This is a genomic window from Lederbergia ruris (assembly GCF_018332955.1).
Classification (GTDB): Bacteria; Bacillota; Bacilli; order Bacillales; family Bacillaceae_C; genus Lederbergia; species Lederbergia ruris.
In genome coordinates this window covers 170,735-194,996 of record NZ_BORB01000001.1, presented here as the reverse complement: position 1 = coordinate 194,996, position 24,262 = coordinate 170,735, and the positions used below count along the sequence as shown (strand labels likewise).

The window sequence follows — 24,262 nt, the reverse complement described above, 5'->3', positions numbered from 1 at the left end:
AAAGAGATGTTTGGAAGATCCTATTATTGTGGAGAATTGACAGAATCTGCTATTGGTGAGTCTGTCGTTTTAAAAGGTTGGGTCCAAAGACGAAGAGACTTAGGAGGGTTAATCTTTATCGATTTACGTGACCGTTCCGGAATTGTGCAAATTGTCTTTAACCCTGACATTTCAAAAGAAGCTTTGGAGAAAGCTGAAAAAGTAAGAAATGAATATGTTCTAGATGTACGAGGACAGGTTGTGAAAAGAGAGGATAGCACAGTAAATCCAAATATTGCTACTGGAAAGATTGAAGTGCTCGTATCTGACATAACCGTGCTTAACGAAGCCAAAACACCACCGTTTATAATCGAAGAAGGGACAGAGGCTGCCGAGGAAATTCGTTTGAAATATCGTTATTTAGATCTGCGTAGACCAGATATGTATGCTATTTTTAAAATGCGGTCTGATATAACAAAAACCATTCGCAACTTTTTAGATGATGAAGGTTTCTTAGATATGGAGACACCCATCTTAACAAAAAGCACACCTGAAGGAGCAAGAGACTATTTGGTTCCAAGTAGAGTACATGCAGGCGAATTTTTTGCCTTGCCTCAGTCTCCACAATTGTTTAAACAATTATTAATGGTGAGTGGCTTTGATAAATATTATCAGATTGCCCGTTGTTTCAGAGATGAAGATTTACGGGCAGATAGACAGCCAGAATTTACACAGGTGGATATTGAAGCTAGTTTCATGAGTCAAGATGATATCCGCGATATGATGGAAAGAATGATGGCTAAAATCATGCTCGTGACGAAGAATATTAAAATTGAAACGCCATTCCCTATTTTAAAATATGACGATGCAATGGCAAGATTCGGTTCAGATAAGCCTGATACTCGTTTTGGAATGGAATTAAAGGATGTTTCTCAGCTTGTAAAGGATAGTGGGTTTAAAGTATTTTCTGGAGCAGTGTCCTCAGGTGGCCAAGTGAAAGCGATCGTAGTAAAAGATGCCGCTGACCAGTATTCTCGAAAAGATATTGATACTCTTGGTGAATTCGCTGCAAGATATGGGGCAAAAGGGCTGGCTTGGTTGAAAGTAGAAGAAGCCGCTTTGAAAGGCCCGATTGCAAAATTCTTCTCGGAATCAGAACAGGCAGAACTTCGTCAGGAGCTCTCTGCTCAACTTGGGGATTTAATCCTCTTTGTGGCAGATAAGAGTTCTGTTGTTGCAGATGCCTTAGGGGCTTTACGCTTAAAATTAGGAAAAGACCTAAAATTAATTGATGAATCTGTTTATCAATTCCTTTGGGTTGTTGATTGGCCATTATTAGAATATGACGAGGAAGCTGGACGTTATTCCGCTGCCCATCATCCTTTTACGATGCCTGTTCGTGAAGATATTGATAAGTTGGAAACGAATCCCGCGGAAGTAAAGGCCCAAGCGTATGATCTTGTTTTAAATGGCTATGAGCTTGGTGGAGGATCTCTAAGGATTTTTGAGAGTGACATTCAGAAAAAGATGTTTAAGGCGCTTGGTTTTTCAGAAGAGGAAGCGAAAGAAAAGTTTGGTTTCCTTCTTGAGGCTTTTGAATATGGAACTCCTCCACATGGGGGAATCGCTCTCGGTCTAGATCGTCTAGTTATGCTTCTTTCTGGAAGTAGTAGCTTGCGTGACACGATTGCATTCCCGAAAACAGCAAGCGCTAGTGATCTATTAATGAAGGCACCAGACGTCGTAAGTGAACAACAGTTACAGGAATTACATTTACATTTGGCGAAAGAGGAAGAGTAAAAAACAGGGCAAAATCCCCATTTCTAACCATTTGTAAAAATGAGTTACCTATGATAATATTTTATTAACAGGATAGGTCCTGATGTGTTCGTTCTAATTCCTTATCGTTTTGACCGACAAGTTATAAATACGGGAGTCCGTTTGTCTACATTCTGAGTATAAGCCTCCGGTTGAGAGGACATACAAGGTTTGTAGCAGGACACCCACCTGCCAAGAGCGGGTTCAAAACAGAGGTTAAAAAGACGGCACGATCGGGACTTATCCATTTTTGTTTTGAAAGAGGTTGTTCAAAAAGTCCGGTAAAAATGACACTGCGAATTTCTTTGTTGGCTTGCTTCTCCGCTGCTCATGTATCTAACTGCATACATTCCGCTGCTCGAAACTGCGCCGCCTCGAACTTCTTGGTCCTTTTTATCCTCCTTTTTGATAACACGCATTAAAAGATACAACCAGCTGGAGAAATGTTGGTTGTTTTTTACTGTGTAAAATTGTTCATTTATGACGATAGTGCAAACTCACGACATGAAAAATATATATTCATTTTGAAAGCAAACTTATAAGATGGAGTTGAATAAGATGTTACATCAATTTTCGCGCAATGAATTAGCGATTGGACAAGAAGGGCTTGATCGATTAAAGAACAGTACTGTAGCTGTTCTAGGGGTAGGCGGGGTAGGTACTTTCGCAGCAGAGGCATTAGCACGCTCTGGAGTAGGAAAACTAATTTTAGTTGACAAAGATGATGTAGATATCACCAATGTGAATCGGCAGTTGATTGCGTTATTATCGACTGTAGGCCAACCTAAAGTGGATTTAATGGAAAAAAGGATTGAAGATATTAACCCCGAATGTGAAGTGGTTTCCCTGAAAATGTTTTATACAGAAGAAACCTCAGATATGTTTTTTGCACAACAACCTGATTTTGTAATAGATGCTTCAGATACGATCAGTTACAAAATTTTATTAATGAAAGAATGTTTAAAAAGGAAAATCCCGATTATTTCATCCATGGGAGCAGCAAACAAGATGGACCCTACACGATTAAAAATAAGTGACATCTCTAAGACACATACAGATCCAATTGCAAAGGTAGTTCGCACAAGATTAAAAAAAGAGGGAATTAAAAAAGGAATCCCAGTGGTCTTTTCAGATGAAAGCCCGATTGTTATTCGTGAGGATGTCCGGAAGACCGTAGGAAATGATGGTTCAGAAATACGGAAAGCGCAAATGCCCCCATCTTCTAATGCTTTTGTTCCATCAACAGCGGGGTTATTTATGGCTAGTTATGTTGTAAGAGAAATTATAAAAGATATTTCTATCGAACGAATAAAGGATCGTAAGTAGTTAGGTGAATGAGGACCGAAACGGAAGGAACATAAATTATTTCAATTTATGTCTCTTTCGTTTCGGTCTTAGTTTATTTTAGGAAAATGCGGGCCGCTTAGCGGCCGCTAATTATCTTATATAAATCATGAAATGGATAGTTAAAGTTGAAAGATGCATGTTTATTTTTCGGATCAATAAACGCAATGATTGGATAGGCATGACTCCTAATGTCTTAGTAAATAAGGTTATAAGATGGATATAGACTGTAATTTGCGGCTTTGTTAATTTATATATAAGCATTGATCCTATAAGGAGAGGGGTTTCGGTAAATTCAAAAATCAACCCAAAAAAGGAGGTTTATCTATGAGTTCTAAAGTGACACAAGTAATTAAGACTACTCAGCAGGAATTTTTATTATCTAAAGGGAAACCGCTTACAACGCGTTTGTGGAAAGATCGATGGCTTTATTTATTTTTATTACCTGGTCTTGTCTATTTTATTGTTTATAAGTATCTGCCGATGTGGGGCGTTTTAATGTCTTTTCAGAACTACCAGCCACACCTAGGTATATGGAATAGTCAGTGGGTGGGATTCAAGCATTTCGAACGGTTTTTTAGTGAACCTGAGTTTTGGATGCTGTTTAGAAACACCTTATATATTGCATTTCTAGATTTAATGATTTTCTTTCCTATCACCATTATTATTGCCCTTTTATTGAATGAAGTGAGAAAAGAAATGTTTAAACGTTTTGTTCAGACCATGGTTTATGTTCCCCATTTTCTATCGTGGGTTGTCGTTGTTGGGATCAGTTATATTTTATTGACTACGGAAGGTGGGATTATAAATGAATTGATCTCTTGGTTGGGGGGAGATAAGATTCCATTTTTAATGAGCCAGGATTGGTTCCGTCCTTTAATCATCATTCAAATGATTTGGAAGGATGCTGGATGGGGGACGATTATTTTTCTTGCTGCCTTAGCGGGTGTAGATTCTCAATTATATGAGGCTGCTCGTATTGATGGTGCCAATAGGTGGCGCTTATTATGGCATATTACCTTACCTTCCATCCGTAGTGTCATAGTGATCTTACTTATTCTACGCCTTGGGAATTTTTTGGATTTGGGATTTGAACAAATATTTCTTATGTTAAATGCCATGAACCGCGAAGTTGGAGAGGTTTTTGATACTTACGTATATCAAGTTGGGATTAGACAAGGCCAATTTAGCTATAGCGCTGCAGTCGGTTTATTTAAATCGATTGTAGGTTTTATATTAGTCATTGGAGCCAATTCATTAGCAAAGAAATTTGGCGAAGAAGGGATTTATTAGAGGAGGAAAGGAGGAATTACCCTTGATTCAGGATAAAACAATTGGGAGTAGAATATTCGATGTGTTTAATTATCTGATTTTATTTATGATTGCTTTGGTCACCGTTCTTCCATTTTTATATGTTGTGATGACATCCTTTTCCAATTCATCTTCGATTATTCCAACAGGTTTTTCTTTAGATGCATACCGTTACATTTTTTCAACTGAAACATTTGCAAGAAGTATGGGGGTTTCGGTTTATATCACCATTTTAGGGACGATTATTAATCTGTTTTTTACTTCATTAATGGCTTATGCCTTAGCCCATACCCATATTGCAGGACGTCGGCTCATTTTACTGATGGTAATCTTTACGATGTTATTTAACGGGGGAATGATCCCCACCTATTTTATCGTTAAAGGGACGGGACTAATAGATTCGTTATGGGCCTTAATGATCCCTAATGCAATCAGCGCCTTTTATCTTATAATTATGAAAAACTTTTTTCAAGGGATACCAGAGGAATTAAAAGAATCTGCAAGAATGGATGGATGTCATGAAGTGGGCATTTTATTTAGAATCGTTATCCCTTTATCATTGCCAGCAATGGCGGCCTTTGGTCTTTTTTACTCAGTTGGATTATGGAATCAGTACTTTAATGCTGTTTTATATATTAATAATCCATTAAAATGGCCGGTACAAGTATTGCTTCGACAAGTTGTGATCTTAGCACAAGGTTCCATTGGGGATTCTACTGAAATTGCCGATGATGCCGTCGTTTTTTCGGAAGGGATTAAAATGGCGGTTATTGTTATTTCTACGGTCCCCATCTTGTTAGTATATCCATTCCTACAAAAACACTTTGCTAAAGGAGTCTTACTGGGGTCTGTTAAAGGATAATTTTATGCGAAAAGGGAGGAAAAGAGCCATGTTGAAGAAATTATTTGTTTTCATGATTGGATTGGTGTTACCTCTAGTTTTTTTAGCGAGTTGTAGTGGGAAAGAGGAAGTAGCTAGTGAAAAAACTAGTTCTAAGCAGGATAGAGAATTAGAAATTAGTATTATGATGCATTTTGATGGCATTGAGTTCCCACAAAAAGGAAATGATGTTGAAAAGGCTATAGAAGAATACACAAATACAAAATTAGATATCCAAGCTGCTCCAGGTGCAACATTTTCGGAAAAGTTACCGGCTGTCATTGCTTCAGGAGATATGCCTATGGTAATCGGTATGAATCAGTATAGAGAGCCATATATGATTAATGCGTTTCGGGGAGATCTGTTTTGGGAAATTGGGCCTTATTTAGATCAATTTCCAAATTTATCAAGCATAAATCCGGTTATTTTCGATAATATCTCCACCGATGGAAAAACATATGGTCTTCCTCGGATGCGGCCTTTAGCCCGTGATGTTTATACCTACCGAAAGGACTGGTTAGATAACTTAGGAATGAAAGAACCAGAAACGGTTGAGGAATTTTACGAAATGCTTCATGCCTTTACTTATAATGATCCTGATCAGAATGGGAAGGATGATACGTACGGTATGACTGTGGAAAAAGAAGGGTTAATCAATCGGTTTGCCCCTCTATTTGGTGCACCAAATGGTTGGGACGAGAAAGATGGAGAGTTCATTCATACAACATCTACCCCAGAATATTTGGATGGCTTGAAATTTTTTAAAAAGTTATATGACGATGGATTAATTACAGAAGATTTTGCTGTTATTGAGCGTTCTCAATGGGAAGAAGCCTTTTCATTGGGAAAAGCTGGAGTTTGGCCTGATACGAGTAATTCGATTGTACGTATGTACAATCGAATTAGGGAACATGATCCGAATGCAGAATTAGGAGCTTTTAGTTTACTTGAGGGGCCTCATGGAAAGAGAGTTCCTGCAGGGGGAGGACATAATGGGATCTTTGTTTTTCCAAAGTCATCCATAAAAACAGAAGAAGAATTACTTCAGGTTTTAGGCTTTTTTGAAAAGCTACAGGAAGAGCCGATGCATACGCTGTTTAAATGGGGAATTGAAGGAAAACATTATGATTTGGTTGATGGAAAGCCTGTTTTAAATGAGGGTGCAGACCTTCATAATGAAGTCATTCTTCCTTATACATTACCACTTGGAATTGTACCAGCGGAAACGAATGCACTGGAAGGTGAACTATCACCACTAGAGAAATTAGAATTAGAACTTCCGATTGAAAATGAATCTTTTGCTATTCATAATCCTGCAACTAGATTAATTTCGGATACACAAGCAGAGAAGGGCCCACAATTAAATACGATTATTTCAGATGCCAATATAAAGTTTATTATGGGGCAATTAGATGAAAAAGGTTGGAAAAAAGAAATAGAAAAATGGAGAAGTAGTGGCGGAGACAAAATGGGCGAAGAGTATGCCGCAGAATATGCTAAATTAGAAAAATAATATATGGCTATAAGAATCGAAAGACAGGTATCCTTTGATGCCTGTCTTATTACGTTAGAATCCCCTAAAAGTCACTTGTTACTTTTCCGATATTAGGCTTATTATATTAGAAAAGCCTGCATTCGTTGAGGTAAAGGGGGGATTTTTATTAATATGAAAAAATCAAGATATTATAAAAAGCTATTTATATTGAGTCTATTATTATCGACTTTCCCTGTCATTATATTAGGTGTTTTATCTTACTACAAGGCAGCTAGCGAAATAGAAGAAAAAGTTGCGAAAGAAAATATGCAAGTTTTACAACAGACTAAGATGAGTTTAGAATATCACCTAGAGTCACTAGATAATAATGTAACGCAATTTATTTTGTCCCCATCATTTACTTCTAACTATGAACGTAAGTTAACTTCCGAAGATTTTATGACATACCGTGATTTATTAGCTGCGATGAAAAGATTTCAAACAAACAAGTTATGGACCGACGAGGTAGAGCTGATTAATTTTAAAGAAAACTGGGTGATTACGAAAGGTGGATTAAATTACCCTAGTGAAACGGATTATTTTAAAAGATACTCTAGTGTAAAAAAAATCCCCAATTCATCAACTTGGATGATCATTTCCAATAACAACGTGGAGTCTGTCAACTTGGTGAAAAAACTACCTTTACTGACGAATGAACCGAAAGGGCTAATAAGGATTTCAATTCCTAAAAAGGAAATTAACAAACTAATGAATGGAGATAAAAATACAGAAGATTTCTTTGTATTGGATAGTGATTATCAATTAATTTCTGAAAATAGATCTTGGAATCACCTTCTTACATCAGACAAGTTGGTAAATGAACTGAAAAGTAAGGAAAAGGAAAATGGTTATTTTACGATGAAAATAAATGATGAGAATGTTGGCGTTAATTTTAGTAAATCTTCTTACAATCATTGGACCTATCTATCCATTGTCCCGATAGGAGCTATCACCAAGGACTCAAAGGATATCGGTTGGTATACGGCAATTGTGTGTATCATCATTTTAATCGTTATAATCATCGCTGTCTCCTTATCTTCCAGACATTTATATCAACCAATTCTTCACATGTATCAATCCATTGTATCTCACGAAGATAGTAAAAACATTTTAAATCTAAAGGATGAATTTATAAGTATACAAAATGGGATTTCTCAATTTCGGGATCAGATTGAAACCCAAAGAGAACATTTAAGAGAATTCTTTGTATTAGGTTTGTTTATGGGGCAATTAAAAGTTGAGAAAATCAATGAAATGGTAGAGGATCTAAAATTTAAGAGAGATTGGCAATCACTGGCTGTTCTCGTTATAAAAAATGATATGTTAGAAAAAGTTAAATACAAAGAAACAGATAATGAATTAATATTGTATTCTATTAAGAATCTAATAAGCAAATCGATCCCTAACGAATTGCGCTTTCCCCCGGTAGTTTTGGATGAATACCAAGCAACCATCATACAAATTCATGAAAAAAATCCAAAACATCATCGTAAATATTTATCCAGTTTAGCGGAAGAAATGAATCATTTGGTTCTGGAATATCTTGATTTACGTATTAGTATTGGAATTAGTCGCCCTTATACGAATTTAGCAGACACAGAACATGCTTACCATGAAGCAACAGAGGCACTCAGATATCATCAGAAATTAGAACCCGGAATGATTATAAGCATTGATGATGTTACCTTAGATCACTCCGTAAAAAACAGTTTCCCAAAACAGGTTTGTCAGGAGCTAATCGAATCGATTAAGGGAGCGCATACAGAAGAAGTTGAGCGATCAATAAACGAATTTATGATAGCGGTTACAAATAATGATATTTCTTTTCAGCAATATCAAAGTATAATGGTGCAATTGCTCTCTAAACTATTGGAGCTTGTTCAAGATTTAGATGAAATTCCTGAAAAGCTTTTTGGTAAGAAAATATTATTTGAAGAATTATTAAGACTTAAAAATAAAAATGAAGTCGAAAGTTGGATAACGCAGATCATACTTCCGCCAATTATTCAAAAGTATGCTGATAAACAAAGTGCCATACAGATCAATATTACAGAAAGTGTCATATCCATTATTGAAAAGGAATTTACTAGCGATTTAACTCTTGAAATGATCGCCTCTAAGATAAATTTCCATCCCAGTTATATTAGCCGAGTATTTAAAAAAGAAACGGGGCTCAGCTTTAGTGAATACCTGTTAAGGTATAGAATAAAAAACATGAAAAAGGTATTAAGAGAAACAAATATGAAGATTGCTGAGATTGCGGAAATGTTTCATTATAATAGTTCAGCTTCTTTTATACGTTCATTTAGGAAGGTGGAAGGCATGACACCTGGACAATATCGAAAAAAGTACTATTCATAATGCCAGGATCAGGATTTATGTCTCCAATTTTTTCTTGGAATGAGGTAGGGACAAAAGTTTTTTAATAACTGAAGATCCGAACAATACGGTGTTTGAGCATGTACTAGCTCCGGAAATATACTTCGCTAATTCATTAAATTGTTCGTTCCTAAAGTTGGCTGTTTTACTTATGTCCCAGCCTCATTCTATAGATTATTTTTCCTTATTTTCTCATACACTGTTGCAAGAGCCTGCTCAAATTTCCCTGTCTTTTTCGGTTCATAATATTCTTTGTTTTTTAGTTTATCGGGGAGATATTGTTGTTTCACCCAGCCGGTTTCATAGTCATGGGGATATTTGTAATCAATCCCTCTACCGAGTTCTTTCGCCCCTTGGTAGTGAGCATCTTTTAAATGAAGGGGAACTTCTCCACTTCGTCCTGCTCTAATATCGCTAAGCGCTTTATCTATAGCCATTATCGCTGAATTCGATTTTGGGGAAAGGCATAATTCAATTACGGCATTGGCTAACGGAATCCGAGCTTCTGGGAAGCCGATTTTTTCAGCTGTTTGGATGGCCGCGAGCGTTCTAGAGCCTGCTTGTGGATTGGCAAGGCCAATATCTTCATAAGCGATCACCAAAAGTCTTCTTGCAATACTTGGTAAATCACCGGCTTCAATAAGTCGGCTTAAATAATGAAGAGCTGCGTTTACATCACTACCTCTAATTGACTTTTGAAAACCACTCAAAACATCATAATGAGCATCGCCATCTTTGTCATGGGCTAAGCTTTTTTTCTGTAAGCATTCTTCCGCCACGTTCATGGTAATATGAATTTGTCCGTCTGCAGCAGGGTCAGTTGATAAAACGGCCAGTTCCAAAGCATTTAAGGCACTTCTGGCATCCCCGTTGCTCGCGGCGACAAAATGATCTAAAGCTTGCTCCTCAATGGAGATGGAATAAGTGCCAAGACCTCTCTCTGGATCTTCTAACGCTCGGTTTAACGTCTGTTTAATCTCATCTTCACTTAATGGAAATAACTCGAAAATCTGACAGCGGCTTCTTATAGCCGGATTAATCGCATGGTAAGGATTACTCGTTGTGGCCCCAATCAAAATAATTGTGCCGTTTTCTAAATAAGGAAGTAAGAAATCTTGCTTCCCCTTGTCAAGACGATGAACCTCATCAAGTAAGAGGATTACTTTACCACTCATTTTCCCTTCAGCAGCGACAATTTCCATATCTTTTTTATTATTTGTTACGGCATTTAAAGTGCGAAAAGCATATTGCGTACTTCCGGCAATCGCACTTGCGATCGATGTTTTTCCGATTCCGGGTGGGCCATATAAAATCATCGATGACAATTGCTTTGCCTTGACCATTCTTGCTATAATTTTGTTTTCGCCTACTAAATGTTTCTGCCCCATTACCTCATTGATGTTTTTGGGGCGCATTCTAAAAGCCAAAGGTTGTTTCTTCACAAAATATCTCTCCAACTCTTCTTTCATTGGGTATTAACATCCAGCTCCAGTGCCCAGCGACTAGCAAACTTTCGGTGCCTGCTTGCGTAAGTCAACATCCATTCGCTTTTCAATGTCTAGCTGCAGGCGGTAGGGGCTCGAGGTCAAATAACCTGGAATCCTGGAAGGGAAAGAACGCCCTTCCAGGATTCCAGAACATTTGCTTGTCGCCCCTGAACAACCGCCTTCCGCTTTTCGTGGCTCACTGTGTTTCCTTTATCTCAGGCCAACAGGATGTTGGTCAGAACGGCGTTGCGCCAGGACGGCGCGCCTTTAGCCGTTCATCCTTATTATAAAAGTTTGTACGTCGCTAAACGGGCGCTTGCGCTTTTCTAATTATCATACCAAAATAGTCAGATATATGCATTCAATATGATGGATATGCTATAATAGTGAAATGCGAAGGAGTCTGATTAGATGAAAAATGTTTTGCTTTATAAACGATTTCTCCTTTTCGTGGTCGGACTTCTCATTATGTCTTTTGGGATTGTCCTTATGATCGTTTCCAATTTTGGAGTATCTCCATGGGATGTTTTACATGTAGGGCTATATTATCAATTCGGTCTAACGATTGGGACATGGTCCATTCTGGTTGGATTTATTGTTTTAGGGAGCTCGTCTTTATTAATGAAAAGATGGCCCAAATTTGGCGCCTATTTGAATATGATACTTGTCGGATTGTTTATTGATATGTATATGAAAATCCCTTTTCTCATCGAACCAAACCATATGGCTGAGAAGTTTATTATGTTTTTTATAGGTATGGTGATTAACGCGTATGGAATGGGAATCTATCTTTCAGCTGAAATGGGGGCTGGTCCTCGAGATAGTTTTATGCTTGCTTTACAAGAAAAAACAGGCTGGAAAATTGCGACAGTGAGACGCCTCATGGAAGTGATCGTTCTTGCCATTGGCTGGATCTTAGGGGGACCTGTTTTTTATGGAACGATTATCTTTAGTTTAACTGTGGGAACATTTATTGGCATTGCTCTACCTCAATGCCGGTTCGTAGCAAGTAAATTTTTAAAGGTACATCATAAATTAGATCAAAGAATAGAACGGAGTGCAGAATTATGAAGATATCAACTAAAGGAAGATACGGATTAACAATTATGATTGAATTAGGGAAAAAATATGGAGAGGGGCCTATTTCGTTAAAATCAATTGCCAAAACACATAATCTTTCTGAGCACTATTTAGAACAGCTTGCCGGGCCATTACGAAATGCTGGATTAGTGAAGAGTGTCCGTGGCGCTTATGGTGGGTATATCCTAGCAAATGAACCAGCAAAGATTACGGCAGGGGATATTATTCGCGTTTTAGAAGGTCCAATAAGTCCGGTTGAAGGAATTGAAGAAGAAGAGCCAGCCAAACGGAATTTATGGATGAAGGTCCGCGATGCAGTGAAAGAGGTTTTAGATAGTACAACGATTGAGGATTTAGCTAATTATGAAGAGGATGGAACAGAGACACCTTACATGTTTTATATTTGAGGGTGCTCAAAAGATCGAAAACGGGATTGGAAATGAAGGTGAGAAAATTGGAAAGAATTTACTTAGACCATGCCGCAACAACACCGTTGCACCCACTTGTACTGAATAAAATGACAGAGGTTCTAAATACTACATTTGGAAATCCCTCTAGTATTCACTCCTTCGGTAGAGAATCACGGAAACAATTGGATGATGCCCGGCTTATTTTAGCCAAAAGTATTGGGGCTAACCCTTCAGAAATTGTATTTACGAGTGGGGGAACAGAAGCAGACAATTTAGCTATTTTAGGTACAGCTAAAGCAAAGAAGGCTTTTGGTAAGCATATTATTACAACTAAAATCGAACATCATGCTGTGCTTCATACATGCCAGTCCTTAGAAAAGGAAGGGTTTGAAGTCACCTATTTAAGCCCTAATGCACAAGGTGAAATCCTCCTGGATGCAGTAAAAGCCGCACTCCGCCCTGATACCATCTTAGTTACGATTATGTATGGAAATAATGAGGTAGGGTCATTGCAACCTATACAGGAAATAGCCTCTTTATTAAAATCACATCAAGCGATTTTTCATACAGATGCCGTTCAGGCTTATGGAGTCAAGTCCATTGATGTTATGGAGTTAGGGATTGACTTGCTGTCCGTCACCGCTCATAAAATCAATGGTCCCAAAGGAATTGGCTTTCTCTATATAAAGGCTGATACGGGAATTGCCCCCATTTTGTATGGTGGAGAGCAGGAGAGAAAGCGGAGAGCTGGTACGGAGAATTTACCGGCCATTGTTGGTTTCGCCAAAGCAGCCCAAGTATCTATGGATGGCTTAGAAAAGAAAGTAGCGTTTTTCTCTCATCTGAGAGAGACATTGATCCAAACTTTAGAATCGGAAAAAATTGAATGGAACTTGAACGGTTCCCTGGATAACAGTTTGCCACATATCCTGAATATTAGCTTTCCAAAAACGGATGTTGAATCCATGCTTGTGAATCTTGATTTAATTGGGATTGCAGCATCCAGTGGCTCAGCCTGCACAGCAGGTTCAGTAGAACCTTCTCATGTTTTAGTTGCGATGTTTGGCGAAGCATCGGATCGAATTCGGAATTCGATTCGTTTTAGTTTTGGGATCGATAATACGGAGGAACAAATTGTGAAAGCAGGAAAGGAAATCGCCAAAATCGTTCGTAGGTTTCAAAATTGAAAGGAAGATATAAAATGAAGAAATCACCAAAGGATACCCGAGTCGTTATCGGTATGTCTGGTGGCGTCGACTCTTCTGTTGCCGCTCTTTTATTAAAAGAGCAAGGGTATGAAGTCATTGGTATTTTTATGAAAAATTGGGATGATACGGATGAATTTGGAATTTGTACAGCAACAGAGGATTATAATGATGTTATAGAAGTATGTAATCAAATTGGCATTCCTTATTATGCCGTTAATTTTGAAAAAGAATATTGGGATAAAGTATTTACGTATTTCCTTGATGAGTATAAAGCTGGGAGAACACCTAACCCAGATGTGATGTGCAATAAAGAAATTAAATTCAAAGCTTTCTTAGATCATGCGATGAATCTTGGGGCAGATTATCTTGCTACAGGACATTATGCCCAAGTGGTGAATGATGGAAAGGAAGTTAAAATGTTAAGAGGCTTAGACGAAAATAAAGACCAAACTTATTTTTTAAACCAGTTAAGTCAACAACAATTGGAAAAAGTAATGTTTCCTTTGGGCCCATTACGTAAAAAGGAAGTACGTGAAATTGCCCAAAAAGCGGGACTTGCTACTGCTTCCAAAAAAGATAGTACAGGCATTTGCTTTATTGGCGAAAGAAATTTCAAGGAATTTTTACAAGGTTATTTACCAGCACAAAAAGGCAATATGGAAACATTAGATGGACAAAAGATGGGGAAACATGATGGGTTGATGTATTATACGATTGGCCAACGCCATGGTCTTGGCATTGGTGGAGAAGGAGAGCCTTGGTTCGTAGTTGGGAAAGACTTAAAGCGAAATGTATTATATGTTGAACAAGGATTTCATCATCCAACACTCTACTCAGATTCCATTATCGCCAAAAATATTAACTGGATATCCCCTACACCAAAACCAACCATCTTTGAATGTACAGCTAAATTTCGTTATCGCCAACCTGATGTAAAGGTAGAAGTGCACATTTTACCTGGACAAGAAGCAAAGGTAGTTTTTAAAGAGCCTGTAAGAGCTGTGACGCCAGGACAAGCGGTTGTTTTTTACCAAGAGGAAGAATGTCTAGGTGGCGGAACAATTGATCAAATCTATAAAGAAGACGCTCAACTTCTGTATGTTGGCTAGATTAGTTTTTATAAATGGTAAAAAGAAAATTTGTAATAGAATTACTTTGGAACTCAGAGTATTTTTGTCCAGCTTCAGCGCCCAGCGACTAGCAAACTTTCGGTTTCTTCCTACGATAAGTCAACATCAGTTCGCCTTTTAGGCTCACTGTGTTTCCTTTATCTTGTCAGAACCCTAAAAAGTTTGTACGTCGCTAAACGGGCGTTTGCGCTTTTCTTATAAAAATGTCAGTCGCTAAAGGCTGGCATTTTTGACGTGAACATCAACTATTCCAATATGGATAAGAATCCATCGGGAATAGATTTTGTGCTATAATTTCATTAGAAAATGGTTCGGAGTGTGAAACATGGATAAAAACAAACAAGCGATTGAGCTATTACAGAACGGAAAGATTGAGAAGGCTGTTCAAATGTTTACAGAAGTAATTGAAGAAAATCCAAAAGATCCCGTAGGCTATGTGAATTTTGCCAATGTACTAATTTCGATTGGAGAAAAAGCTCGGGCTGAATCATTTTTAAAAAGAGCCATCGAACTGGATGACCAAGCTGCGGCTGCTTATTATAGCTATGGAAATTATTATTTTAATCAAGAACGGTATGATCAAGCTGCCGGAATGTTTGAGAAGGCTCTTGCAAATGGATTGGATACAAATGATCTTCACTACATGCTAGGGATGTGTTTTATTTCTTTGGGTAAATTTGCCCTCTCACTACCATATTTACAAAGAAGTGTAGAGTTAAATGAAGAAGATATCGAAGCAAGGTTTCAGTATGGACTAGCTCTTGCACAATCTGAATCCTATAAAGAAGCGATTGAGCAATTACAAAAAGTCATAGAAACTGATCCACAACATGCGGATGCTTATTATAATTTAGCCATAGCTAATGCCGTTACAGGAACTGAACCTCATGATATCCTCTCTTTATTAGATCAAGCCATTGCCATTCAACCGGATCATATATTAGCCTTGAATGCAAGGAAGGCTGTTGTGGAATTAGTGGAAAGTAAGAACTAAGGCTGTAAGGAGAGAGAATTATGGACGTGCGGCAGGATTCGCTGGATCTTTTTTCTGAGCAGGAAAAATATATACAAGGGCGACACCTTGTGACCATCTTTCATAATGAGCAAAATTTCTATTCAGTGGTCAGAATAAGGATTGAGAAAACAGATGTGGAAATTAAGGATAAAGAGGCAGTAATTGTTGGCCATTTTCCAAAACTTCAGGACGAAGAATCGTATGTTTTCTATGGGCAAATGAAGGAGCATCCTAAATTCGGCCTGCAATTTAATGCTAGCCATTTTAAAAAAATTATGCCACAAACAAAGCAAGGCATTGTTGCTTATTTGTCCAGTGAATTATTTAAAGGGATTGGAAAAAAAACCGCCGAAAGAATTGTAGAAGTGCTTGGAGAAAACGCGATCAGCCGAATTCTTGAACAACCCTCCTTACTTGATTCGATTCCGAAATTGGGGCCTGAAACGGCAAAGGATCTTTATAACACATTGTTGGAACATCAAGGCCTTGAAAGAATCATGGTGGGATTAAACCAATATGGATTTGGTCCCCAAATTTCCATGAAGATTTATCAGGTTTATAAAGAGGAAACCTTAACCATATTGGAAAGAAATCCTTACCAATTAATTGAAGATGTGGAAGGGATTGGATTTGGTCGTGCGGATGAATTAGGCTCACAATTGGGGATTACGGGTAATCATCCTGATCGAATTAAAGCAGGCTGCCTCTATTTATTGGAGCAAGATTGTTTGAAAAATGGCCATGTGTACCTTGAAGCAGAGGAATTATTGGAAAAAGTCAAAGGATTATTGGAAGATAGTCAAAATATAGAAATTCCCTATGATAATATTGCACAAGCGATGATAAGTCTTGAAGAAGAGGGGAAAATCATCGGTGAGAAAAAGAGGATCTATTTACCTTCTCTTTATTTTGCTGAAAAAGGGATTGTGACGAATCTCAATCGGGTGATGGAACAGACTGAATATGCCGATCAATTTCCTGAATCGGAATTCTTATTAGCATTAGGAAAGTTGGAGGAACGGCTAAATGTTCAATATGCACCATCACAGAAAGAGGCGATCCAAACGGCTTTAACAAGCCCAATGATGATTTTAACGGGTGGGCCAGGAACCGGTAAAACGACAGTTATTAAAGGAATTGTGGAACTTTATGCTGAGCTACATGGCTGTTCACTGGATCCAAAAGCGTATAAACAGGAAGAGCCGTTCCCTATTTTGTTAACAGCGCCAACGGGTCGAGCGGCTAAAAGAATGTCAGAGTCAACGGAGTTACCGGCCATGACCATTCATAGGCTTTTGGGAATGACAGCGCAGGAGAATCTCGATTCCGATGGAGAACGGGAATTAGAAGGTAAATTGATTATCGTAGATGAAATGTCGATGGTTGATACATGGCTTGCCCATCAGTTATTTAAAGCACTTCCCTCGCAGATTCAAGTGATTTTGGTAGGGGATGAGGATCAATTACCTTCTGTTGGACCAGGGCAAGTTTTAAAAGATTTACTTCATTCTCATGCTGTTCCAGTCGTTCAATTAACGGATATTTATCGTCAAAAAGAAGGTTCCTCGATCATCGAGCTTGCACACCAAGTGAAAAAAGGCGAAATCCCCACGGATCTATTAAAACCACAAAAGGATCGCTCCTTTATCAAATGTCAAACAGATCAAATGGGAGATGTAATTAAACGAATTGTTTTAAGTGCCAAAAAAAAGGGATATACGGCAATGGATGTACAAGTATTAGCTCCCATGTATCGGGGACCAGCAGGAATCGATGCGATGAATCAAATCTTACAAGAGATATTTAACCCCAATGAAGATCAAAAAAGAAAAGAACTGTCATTTGGGGAAACGAAATATCGAATCGGCGATAAGATATTACAACTTGTTAATCAGCCTGAAAAAAATGTTTTTAATGGTGATATCGGCGAAATTATCTCGATTCTGACAGCAAAGGAAAATACCGAAAAACAGGATATGGTGATTGCATCTTTTGAAGGGACAGAAGTTACGTATACAAGATCAGACTTAAATCAAATTACGCTTGCCTATTGTTGCTCGATCCATAAATCTCAAGGAAGCGAATTTCCGATTGTCATCATGCCAATCGTACGTAGTTATTATCGAATGTTAAGGCGAAATCTCTTATATACAGGGCTCACCAGAAGTAAAAAGTCTTTAGTTTTATGTGGGGAAGAACAGGCATTTCAAATCGGTGTACAAAGGGAAGATGATCAACAAAGAAAAACTTCCCTTTATGAAAAGTTGACTTTACTTCAATCAAATGAGGAAAAAGAATTTGTCCATGTCGAGGAATTATCGGAAGAGACGTGGATGATGATTGACCCGATGATTGGGATGGAAAATGTTACGCCTTATGATTTTCTGGAGACAGAGGGAAAATAAAAATGTTCGGAAAGGAGTAGATTCTTTGCGGACCTTTTCCCTCTTAAAGGACACGCCTATATACGATCATCAGGGAGAGTTGTTCGGCTCTGTTTGTGATATTTGTATTGAAGCGAATGGTCGTGTTACCCATTTGTTGTTACAGAAAAAAGGTTTAATGGGAAAGAAATTTATTGTACCAATGGAAGAAATAACAGCTTGGGAAGAGAGCGGGATTACCCTTCGTGCCGATGAGAAACTTATGCCCTATAGTAAAAATGAACAGACATATACCATGACACATGATCAGCCTCTAGCAAAAATCAAAACCATTTCTCAAGAAGGGGAAACTTTAGGTTTATTAGATGATGTATATTTTTTAGAGGAAATGGGCACGATCGTAGGGTATGAGCTGACAGATGGTTTCTTTTCTGATATCACAAAAGGAAAACGAATCATTCGGACTCCACTTCCACCCCAGATTAGAGAAGAGACACTCGTAATGTCAGTGAATAAGTTACGAGGTGGTCATAATGATGATGAAGTGTCCGAATTGCCAAAGTAAGGATCTCGGTAAGATCGGCGTCAATCAATATTATTGTTGGAATTGCTTCATTGAATTATCCATTGGGAAGGAAACGATCCATACTCATCAAGTGGAAGAGGATGGAAGCCTAAGTTCCTTGGATGATTTATTTGATGAGCAACTCCGCAAGCTTAGTTAATAGGAAGTCTCCAGTTGGAGGCTTCTTTTTTTGGGCAAACAGGAAGTTGGTCAGAACGGTGTTGTGCCAGGAAGGCGCGTATTTAGCCTTTGAACCTTTTCCATTATCCAAGTTTGTACGTCGCTAAACGGGCGCTTGCGTTTTTTTCACAGGATAGGAAAGTATAAAAATTGGCTAATGTTCGGATCTAGCTCCAGCGCCTAGCCCCTCGAGGTCAAATAACCCTGAACCTATGAAGGGAAAGATCGCCCTTCATAGGTTCAGGAACATTTGCTTGTCGGGGCTGAGCAAGGCGCTTGCGCTTTTCTTAATGATCTCTACATAAATTCTCTTTTCGCAAGGAAAACTAACGGCGAGGAGGGAGAACTTTTGAAAGAGCGTCATCTCCAATTTATATTAAAACTAAGTATCGTATTACTCATTTTTTTAACTCTTTATTGCTTCTTACTAATCAAACCAGTATGGCTCCCCATTTTAAGAGCGATAATGATTGGAGTGATGCCTTTTTTAATAAGTGGATTTATCGCATATATTCTGCACCCCATTATTATTCGTCTAGAGAAATTTGGAATGAATAGGACATTGGCTATTACCCTCATTTATGTAACCTTTTTTATTGGAATGGGTTATGGAATGTATGTAGGAATTCCATTGTTTATTCGACAACTACGGGATTTTTCTGATCAGCTACCAATTTTCATCGGTCAATACCGAGATTGGATTCATCATTTAGAAGTGTCCACATCCCATTTTCCAGATGGAATTCAAAATCAAATCGATGAAAAAATAGATGCCTTAGAAAAATGGTTTAATCGATGGATTGAGAAAAGTATTAATTCTCTTGTTGCCTTAATTGATTATCTTGTGATTATTGCGGTCATTCCGTTTATTTCTTTTTATATGCTAAAAGACATTTCATTATTAAAAAGGGCAACATGGTACATAGCCCCAAAAAGATGGCGTGAAAATGGACAGAAGTTTCTCGAAGCAGTGAATGAATCATTAGGTGGATATATTCGCGGTCAAATATTAGTATGTGCTTTAGTCGCAGTTTTGTCGACTGTAACCTTAGTTATATTAGGTGTGAATTATCCAATTATGCTAGGACTATTTATTGGTATTACGAATATTATTCCTTATTTTGGATCTGTCATAGGCTTAGTTCCGACAGTTGCTATCGCTTTGTTATCCTCACCCAAATTAGCGATTATTACTACGATCGCAATGCTTATTATTCAATTTTTAGAAGGGAATGTTTTATCACCCTTTATCGTTGGGAAATCCCTTCATATGCATCCGCTATTTATTATGGCAGCCTTAGTAGTTGGAGGAGAGGTTTTTGGAGTGATAGGCATGATTTTATCCATCCCTATTCTGGCTGTCATCAAAATTGCGATTGTTCACTCGAGGGACTATTTAATAAAAACTAGACAGTCATAGATTGACAAATCATCTTCCTCTTTCTATAATGCGAATATAGATTAAGTTAATTAATGGAACTTGATGAAGGATCTAGTTGTTAAAGAAGTGCGAATAAAAGAGAAGAATTTCCGAGGCTGAAAGAGATTCTATCCGTATTATTAACAACACGCCAATCCCGAGAGCAGCTAATTCCTGCCGTTTGCCGCGTTAAGGTGACTTGAGATGATCAATGATTTCCGTTGATCGAATCAGGGTGGTACCGTGAAATATAGCTTCGCCCCTGTATAGGGGCGAGGCTTTTTTATATTTTATATTTTTAGAAGGAGTGAAAAAAATGAAACAACTAACTGGTGCCGAAATTAGGCAAATGTACTTAGACTTTTTCCAAGAAAAAGGGCATTCCGTTGAACCGAGTGCATCTTTAATTCCCCATGATGATCCAACATTATTATGGATTAATAGTGGAGTGGCAACTTTAAAGAAATATTTTGATGGACGGGTAAAGCCTGAGAATCCACGGATTGTGAATGCACAAAAATCAATCCGCACAAATGATATTGAAAATGTAGGTAAAACAGCAAGACATCATACTTTTTTTGAGATGCTTGGTAATTTCTCTATCGGTGATTATTTCAAAGAAGAAGCAATTGAATGGGCCTGGGAATTTCTAACAGATCCAAAATGGATTGGTTTTGAGGCAGAAAAGTTATCAGTGACGATTCATCCTGAAGATGATGAGGCATTTGAGTTGTGGCATAAGAGAATCGGCTTGCCGGAAGAGAGGATTATCCGATTGGAGGAAAACTTCTGGGATATTGGGGAAGGTCCGAGTGGCCCGAATACAGAGATTTTCTATGATCGAGGTCCAGAGTATGGAGATGACCCAAATGATCCTGAGCTTTATCCAGGAGGAGAAAATGAACGTTATTTGGAAATTTGGAATTTAGTTTTTTCCCAATTTAATCATAATCCTGATGGGACGTATACTCCTTTACCAAAGAAAAATATTGATACGGGGATGGGCTTGGAGAGAATGGCGTCTGTTATCCAAAATGCCCCAACTAATTTCGATACAGATCTATTTTTACCGATTATTCATGCAACGGAGAAGATTTCTGGTCAAACTTATGATGCAGCAACAGGAACAGCTTTTAAAGTCATTGCTGATCATATTCGTACCGTAAGCTTTGCCGTTGCGGATGGGGCTTTACCTTCCAATGAAGGGCGTGGTTATGTATTACGGCGGTTATTGAGAAGAGCTGTACGATATGCCAAACAAATTCAAATTGAAAAACCATTTATGTATCAATTAGTCCCTACTGTGGCGGAGATTATGAAAGATTATTACCCGAATGTGATGGAGAAAACGGATTTTATCCAAAAAGTAATTAAAAATGAAGAGGATCGTTTCCATGAGACGTTGCATGATGGGCTAGAGATTTTATCTGCTATGATCAGGAAGGCAAAGGAAGAAGGAAAAACAGTTATCGATGGTGCGAATGTTTTCAAGCTTTATGATACGTATGGTTTCCCGGTTGAGTTAACAGAAGAATATGCCGAGGAAGAACAGATGGGGATTGACCATGCTGGGTTTGAAAAGGCAATGGAGCAACAGAGAGAAAGGGCTCGATCTGCCCGGGAAGATACGGCATCTATGCATGTTCAAGGCGGTATATTAGGTGAGGTCAATGTGGCTAGTGAATTTATCGGTTATGGACAATTAAGTGTAGAAACGAAAGTCCAAGCAATCATTAAAGATGGCGAGCTAGTAGAATTCGCAGAAGTTGGGGATGAGGTAGAATTTATCCTTGAAGAGACTCCTTTTTATGCGGAAAGTGGCGGTCAGGTTGCGGATCAAGGTCAGTTAATCGCTGAAGGTCTTCTTGTTCAAGTGACAGAAGTTCAAAAGGCGCCAAATGGACAAAATCTTCATAAGGCAAAAGTAAACGCAGGTGTCTTAAAAGAAGGAATGACAGTGCATGCTCAAGTGGATGAAACGATGCGCCGGCAAACGGAGAAAAATCATACTGTTACCCATCTATTACATCAAGCTCTAAAAGATGTCCTTGGCCAGCATGTAAACCAAGCTGGATCCTATGTTGGTCCGGATCGCCTACGTTTTGACTTCTCTCATTTTGGTCAAGTCAAGCCAAATGAATTAGAAGAAATCGAACATATTGTCAATGAAAAGATCTGGGCATCCTTACCTGTAACCACTGAGACGATGCCGATTGATCAAGCGAAAGAAAAAGGGGCTATGGCTTTATTTGGTGAAAAATATGGTGATGTGGTTCGCGTTGTCTCCATTAGTGATTACAGCCTTGAGCTATGCGGTGGATGTCATGTAGGAAACAGTGCCTCCATTGGCTTCTTCAAAATTTTATCTGAGAGTGGAATTGGGGCTGGTACTCGTAGAATAGAAGCTGTAACAGGTAAAGCTGCCTATGAAATAGTAAGTGACGAATTAAAAAGGCTTGATACGATTGCAGAACTATTGAAAACAAAGCCGGTGAATCTGGTTCATAGAGTGAAATCCTTACTAAGTGAATTGAAGGATGTTCACCGTGAAAATGAATCTCTATCAGCCAAAATGGCAAATCAAGAAGCAGGAAAAATGCTCAATCAAGTAGAAACGATTGAGGGTGTGAAAGTTTTAGTGAATCAAGTACAATCAACAGATATGAATACGTTGAGAACCACGGTAGATGATTTAAAACAAAAAATATCTTCAGGAATCATTGTTTTGGCTTCAAGCCAAAATGGAAAAGTGAACATTATTGCAGCTGTCACAAAGGATTTAACGGAAAAATATCATGCCGGCAAATTAGTAAAAGAAGTAGCAAAGATTTGTGGTGGCGGTGGTGGTGGTCGTCCAGATATGGCCCAGGCTGGAGGGAAAAACCCCGAAAAATTGGAAGAAGCGTTAAACTATGTCAAGGATTGGGTGAAATCCGTTTGATTCCAAGTCGAAATCATGTACAATATAGGTAATGTTTAACAATTGGACCTATCCTTAAGAGGATGTTCAAAAAGTCCGGTAAAACTCCTTTTTGAACACACACTTTAATGGTAGTCTTAAGAGAGGTGTTATATATTGAGCTCTTTTGATAAAACAATGCGATTTGATTTTCATGAGGATCCGATGGAGCAGGAAGTGAAAGAGGTCCTATTACAGGTATATGGAGCTCTTCAAGAAAAAGGGTATCACCCGATTAATCAAATCGTTGGTTACTTACTTTCCGGAGATCCAGCCTACATTCCACGTCATCAGGATGCACGGAATATGATGCGAAAGCTTGAAAGGGACGAAATCATTGAAGAGCTAGTTAAATCGTATTTAAAACAGCATCGTGAGGAATAATATATGCGAATCATGGGTTTAGATGTAGGGTCCAAGACGGTTGGCGTAGCGATAAGTGATGAAATGGGATGGACTGCTCAGGGGATAGAGACCATCCCAATTGATGAGGAGAAAAATAATCTTGGTTTTAATCGAATCAAACAAGTCATTGAAGAATACCACGTGGAAAAAATTGTCGTCGGCTTCCCAAAAAATATGAATAACACGATTGGTCCAAGGGGACAAGCTTCAAAATCGTATGCAGAAAAACTGGAAACACAATTCCAGTTGCCGGTCTTATTATGGGATGAGCGTTTAAGCACAATGGCGGCGGAACGCGTATTACTTGCAGCAGACGTAAGTCGAAAAAAAAGAAAAAAGGTTATCGACAAAATGGCCGCCGTGATGATTTTACAAGGTTATTTAGATAGCCAACAATAATGAGGTGAAGATATGGAAAACGGTGAAAAGTTTATCACAGTTGTTGATGAAGATGGAAACGAACAGCTACATGAAATTTTATTTACCTTTGATTCAGAGGAATTCAATAAATCGTATGTATTATACTTCCCTGCAGGAGCAGAAGAAGATGAGCATGAGGATATCGAAATTCATGCGTCTGCTTACAACCAAAATAATGAAAGTGATGGGGGAAATCTTGAACCCATTGAAACAGAAGAAGAATGGGATATGATTGAAGAAATGTTAAACACATTTCTGGCTGAAGAAGAAGAATAGAAAGAACCTCCCAAATAGCGATAAAGAAAGACCTAGCCCATAAATCAGGCTAGGTTTTTCGCTTTAATTTTTTCACAT

The 24,262-nt window shown here is 38.3% G+C and carries 20 protein-coding genes and 1 other RNA gene; 20 read left to right on the top strand and 1 reads right to left on the bottom strand.

Translation table 11 applies throughout. From position 1 onward, the window contains the following. The first annotated feature begins 6 nt into the window (after window positions 1-6). The 7 genes from aspS to KI363_RS00990 all read left to right on the top strand — a co-directional run bounded on the left by aspS (window position 7) and on the right by KI363_RS00990 (window position 9,227). Entirely contained in the window at window positions 7-1,779 is a 1,773-nt protein-coding gene (gene aspS, locus KI363_RS01020) for an aspartate--tRNA ligase (protein ID WP_158323349.1), read from the top strand. A gap of 73 nt (window positions 1,780-1,852) precedes the next feature. Beyond that, a non-coding RNA gene (gene ssrS / locus KI363_RS01015) (6S RNA) lies at window positions 1,853-2,041 on the top strand. A 314-nt stretch (window positions 2,042-2,355) separates the two neighbouring features. Further along, window positions 2,356-3,123: a tRNA threonylcarbamoyladenosine dehydratase gene (locus KI363_RS01010; RefSeq protein WP_212964959.1), complete on the top strand. Its 768-nt coding sequence runs from the start codon at window positions 2,356-2,358 to the stop codon at window positions 3,121-3,123. A gap of 345 nt (window positions 3,124-3,468) precedes the next feature. After that, entirely contained in the window at window positions 3,469-4,434 is a 966-nt protein-coding gene (locus KI363_RS01005; RefSeq protein ID WP_212964957.1) for an ABC transporter permease, read from the top strand. A 22-nt stretch (window positions 4,435-4,456) separates the two neighbouring features. Beyond that, entirely contained in the window at window positions 4,457-5,314 is an 858-nt protein-coding gene (locus KI363_RS01000; RefSeq protein ID WP_158323346.1) for a carbohydrate ABC transporter permease, read from the top strand. Window positions 5,315-5,342: 28 nt separating this feature from the next. After that, window positions 5,343-6,845 (top strand): extracellular solute-binding protein, encoded by a 1,503-nt coding sequence (locus KI363_RS00995; RefSeq protein WP_191967528.1) that lies wholly within the window; start codon window positions 5,343-5,345, stop codon window positions 6,843-6,845. A gap of 153 nt (window positions 6,846-6,998) precedes the next feature. Beyond that, window positions 6,999-9,227 (top strand): AraC family transcriptional regulator, encoded by a 2,229-nt coding sequence (locus tag KI363_RS00990; protein ID WP_212964955.1) that lies wholly within the window; start codon window positions 6,999-7,001, stop codon window positions 9,225-9,227. Between the two features lie 185 nt (window positions 9,228-9,412). Here KI363_RS00990 and KI363_RS00985 read toward each other — a convergent pair whose 3' ends face one another. Beyond that, window positions 9,413-10,687 (bottom strand): replication-associated recombination protein A, encoded by a 1,275-nt coding sequence (locus tag KI363_RS00985; protein ID WP_212964953.1) that lies wholly within the window; start codon window positions 10,685-10,687, stop codon window positions 9,413-9,415. Window positions 10,688-11,143: 456 nt separating this feature from the next. Between KI363_RS00985 and KI363_RS00980 the strand changes: the two genes are divergently transcribed. The 13 genes from KI363_RS00980 (at window position 11,144) to KI363_RS00920 (ending at window position 24,184) form a co-directional block, all read left to right on the top strand. After that, on the top strand, window positions 11,144-11,803 hold the full coding sequence (locus KI363_RS00980; protein WP_158323342.1) for a YczE/YyaS/YitT family protein: 660 nt from the start codon (window positions 11,144-11,146) through the stop codon (window positions 11,801-11,803). After that, window positions 11,800-12,219, top strand: a complete 420-nt coding sequence (gene cymR / locus KI363_RS00975; protein ID WP_158323341.1) for a cysteine metabolism transcriptional regulator CymR — start codon at window positions 11,800-11,802, stop codon at window positions 12,217-12,219. The genes KI363_RS00980 and cymR overlap by 4 nt, the downstream gene beginning before the upstream one ends. Window positions 12,220-12,266: 47 nt before the next feature. Then, window positions 12,267-13,409 (top strand): cysteine desulfurase family protein, encoded by a 1,143-nt coding sequence (locus KI363_RS00970; RefSeq protein WP_212964951.1) that lies wholly within the window; start codon window positions 12,267-12,269, stop codon window positions 13,407-13,409. 14 nt (window positions 13,410-13,423) lie between these two features. Further along, a complete protein-coding gene (mnmA, locus tag KI363_RS00965) occupies window positions 13,424-14,539 on the top strand; it encodes a tRNA 2-thiouridine(34) synthase MnmA (protein WP_212964950.1) in 1,116 nt (371 codons plus the stop codon). A 346-nt stretch (window positions 14,540-14,885) separates the two neighbouring features. After that, complete coding sequence (locus KI363_RS00960; protein ID WP_212964949.1) at window positions 14,886-15,554, top strand: tetratricopeptide repeat protein; 669 nt, start codon at window positions 14,886-14,888, stop codon at window positions 15,552-15,554. Between the two features lie 20 nt (window positions 15,555-15,574). Then, on the top strand, window positions 15,575-17,980 hold the full coding sequence (gene recD2, locus KI363_RS00955) for an SF1B family DNA helicase RecD2 (protein WP_158323337.1): 2,406 nt from the start codon (window positions 15,575-15,577) through the stop codon (window positions 17,978-17,980). A 25-nt stretch (window positions 17,981-18,005) separates the two neighbouring features. Next, the gene (locus KI363_RS00950; protein WP_158323336.1) at window positions 18,006-18,524 is read left to right on the top strand and encodes a PRC-barrel domain-containing protein; all 519 of its coding nucleotides are present in this window, start codon (window positions 18,006-18,008) and stop codon (window positions 18,522-18,524) included. Then, window positions 18,496-18,684 carry a YrzR-like zinc ribbon domain gene (locus tag KI363_RS00945; protein WP_057989149.1) on the top strand — a complete coding sequence of 63 codons (189 nt, stop codon included), beginning with the start codon at window positions 18,496-18,498 and terminating at the stop codon, window positions 18,682-18,684. Before KI363_RS00950 ends, KI363_RS00945 begins: the two co-directional genes overlap by 29 nt. A gap of 369 nt (window positions 18,685-19,053) precedes the next feature. After that, window positions 19,054-20,124, top strand: coding sequence for an AI-2E family transporter (locus tag KI363_RS00940; RefSeq protein WP_158323335.1), 1,071 nt, complete (start codon window positions 19,054-19,056; stop codon window positions 20,122-20,124). 316 nt (window positions 20,125-20,440) lie between these two features. Beyond that, on the top strand, window positions 20,441-23,065 hold the full coding sequence (alaS, locus tag KI363_RS00935) for an alanine--tRNA ligase (RefSeq protein ID WP_212964948.1): 2,625 nt from the start codon (window positions 20,441-20,443) through the stop codon (window positions 23,063-23,065). A gap of 135 nt (window positions 23,066-23,200) precedes the next feature. Further along, window positions 23,201-23,467 carry an IreB family regulatory phosphoprotein gene (locus tag KI363_RS00930; RefSeq protein WP_158323333.1) on the top strand — a complete coding sequence of 89 codons (267 nt, stop codon included), beginning with the start codon at window positions 23,201-23,203 and terminating at the stop codon, window positions 23,465-23,467. 3 nt (window positions 23,468-23,470) lie between these two features. Beyond that, on the top strand, window positions 23,471-23,887 hold the full coding sequence (gene ruvX, locus KI363_RS00925) for a Holliday junction resolvase RuvX (protein WP_158323332.1): 417 nt from the start codon (window positions 23,471-23,473) through the stop codon (window positions 23,885-23,887). A gap of 12 nt (window positions 23,888-23,899) precedes the next feature. Then, a complete protein-coding gene (locus KI363_RS00920; RefSeq protein ID WP_158323331.1) occupies window positions 23,900-24,184 on the top strand; it encodes a DUF1292 domain-containing protein in 285 nt (94 codons plus the stop codon). Window positions 24,185-24,262 lie beyond the last annotated feature (78 nt).

Bases quoted from the DNA above. Each gene is read 5' to 3' on its own strand.
- KI363_RS01010 (WP_212964959.1), top strand. From the start codon at position 2,356: ATGTTACATCAATTTTCGCGCAATGAATTAGCGATTGGACAAGAAGGG.
- alaS (WP_212964948.1), top strand. From the start codon at position 20,441: ATGAAACAACTAACTGGTGCCGAAATTAGGCAAATGTACTTAGACTTT.
- ruvX (WP_158323332.1), top strand. From the start codon at position 23,471: ATGCGAATCATGGGTTTAGATGTAGGGTCCAAGACGGTTGGCGTAGCG.
- aspS (WP_158323349.1), top strand. From the start codon at position 7: ATGTTTGGAAGATCCTATTATTGTGGAGAATTGACAGAATCTGCTATT.
- KI363_RS00945 (WP_057989149.1), top strand. From the start codon at position 18,496: ATGATGAAGTGTCCGAATTGCCAAAGTAAGGATCTCGGTAAGATCGGC.
- cymR (WP_158323341.1), top strand. From the start codon at position 11,800: ATGAAGATATCAACTAAAGGAAGATACGGATTAACAATTATGATTGAA.
- mnmA (WP_212964950.1), top strand. From the start codon at position 13,424: ATGAAGAAATCACCAAAGGATACCCGAGTCGTTATCGGTATGTCTGGT.
- KI363_RS00960 (WP_212964949.1), top strand. From the start codon at position 14,886: ATGGATAAAAACAAACAAGCGATTGAGCTATTACAGAACGGAAAGATT.
- KI363_RS00990 (WP_212964955.1), top strand. From the start codon at position 6,999: ATGAAAAAATCAAGATATTATAAAAAGCTATTTATATTGAGTCTATTA.
- KI363_RS01005 (WP_212964957.1), top strand. From the start codon at position 3,469: ATGAGTTCTAAAGTGACACAAGTAATTAAGACTACTCAGCAGGAATTT.
- KI363_RS00995 (WP_191967528.1), top strand. From the start codon at position 5,343: ATGTTGAAGAAATTATTTGTTTTCATGATTGGATTGGTGTTACCTCTA.
- KI363_RS00980 (WP_158323342.1), top strand. From the start codon at position 11,144: ATGAAAAATGTTTTGCTTTATAAACGATTTCTCCTTTTCGTGGTCGGA.
- recD2 (WP_158323337.1), top strand. From the start codon at position 15,575: ATGGACGTGCGGCAGGATTCGCTGGATCTTTTTTCTGAGCAGGAAAAA.
- KI363_RS00920 (WP_158323331.1), top strand. From the start codon at position 23,900: ATGGAAAACGGTGAAAAGTTTATCACAGTTGTTGATGAAGATGGAAAC.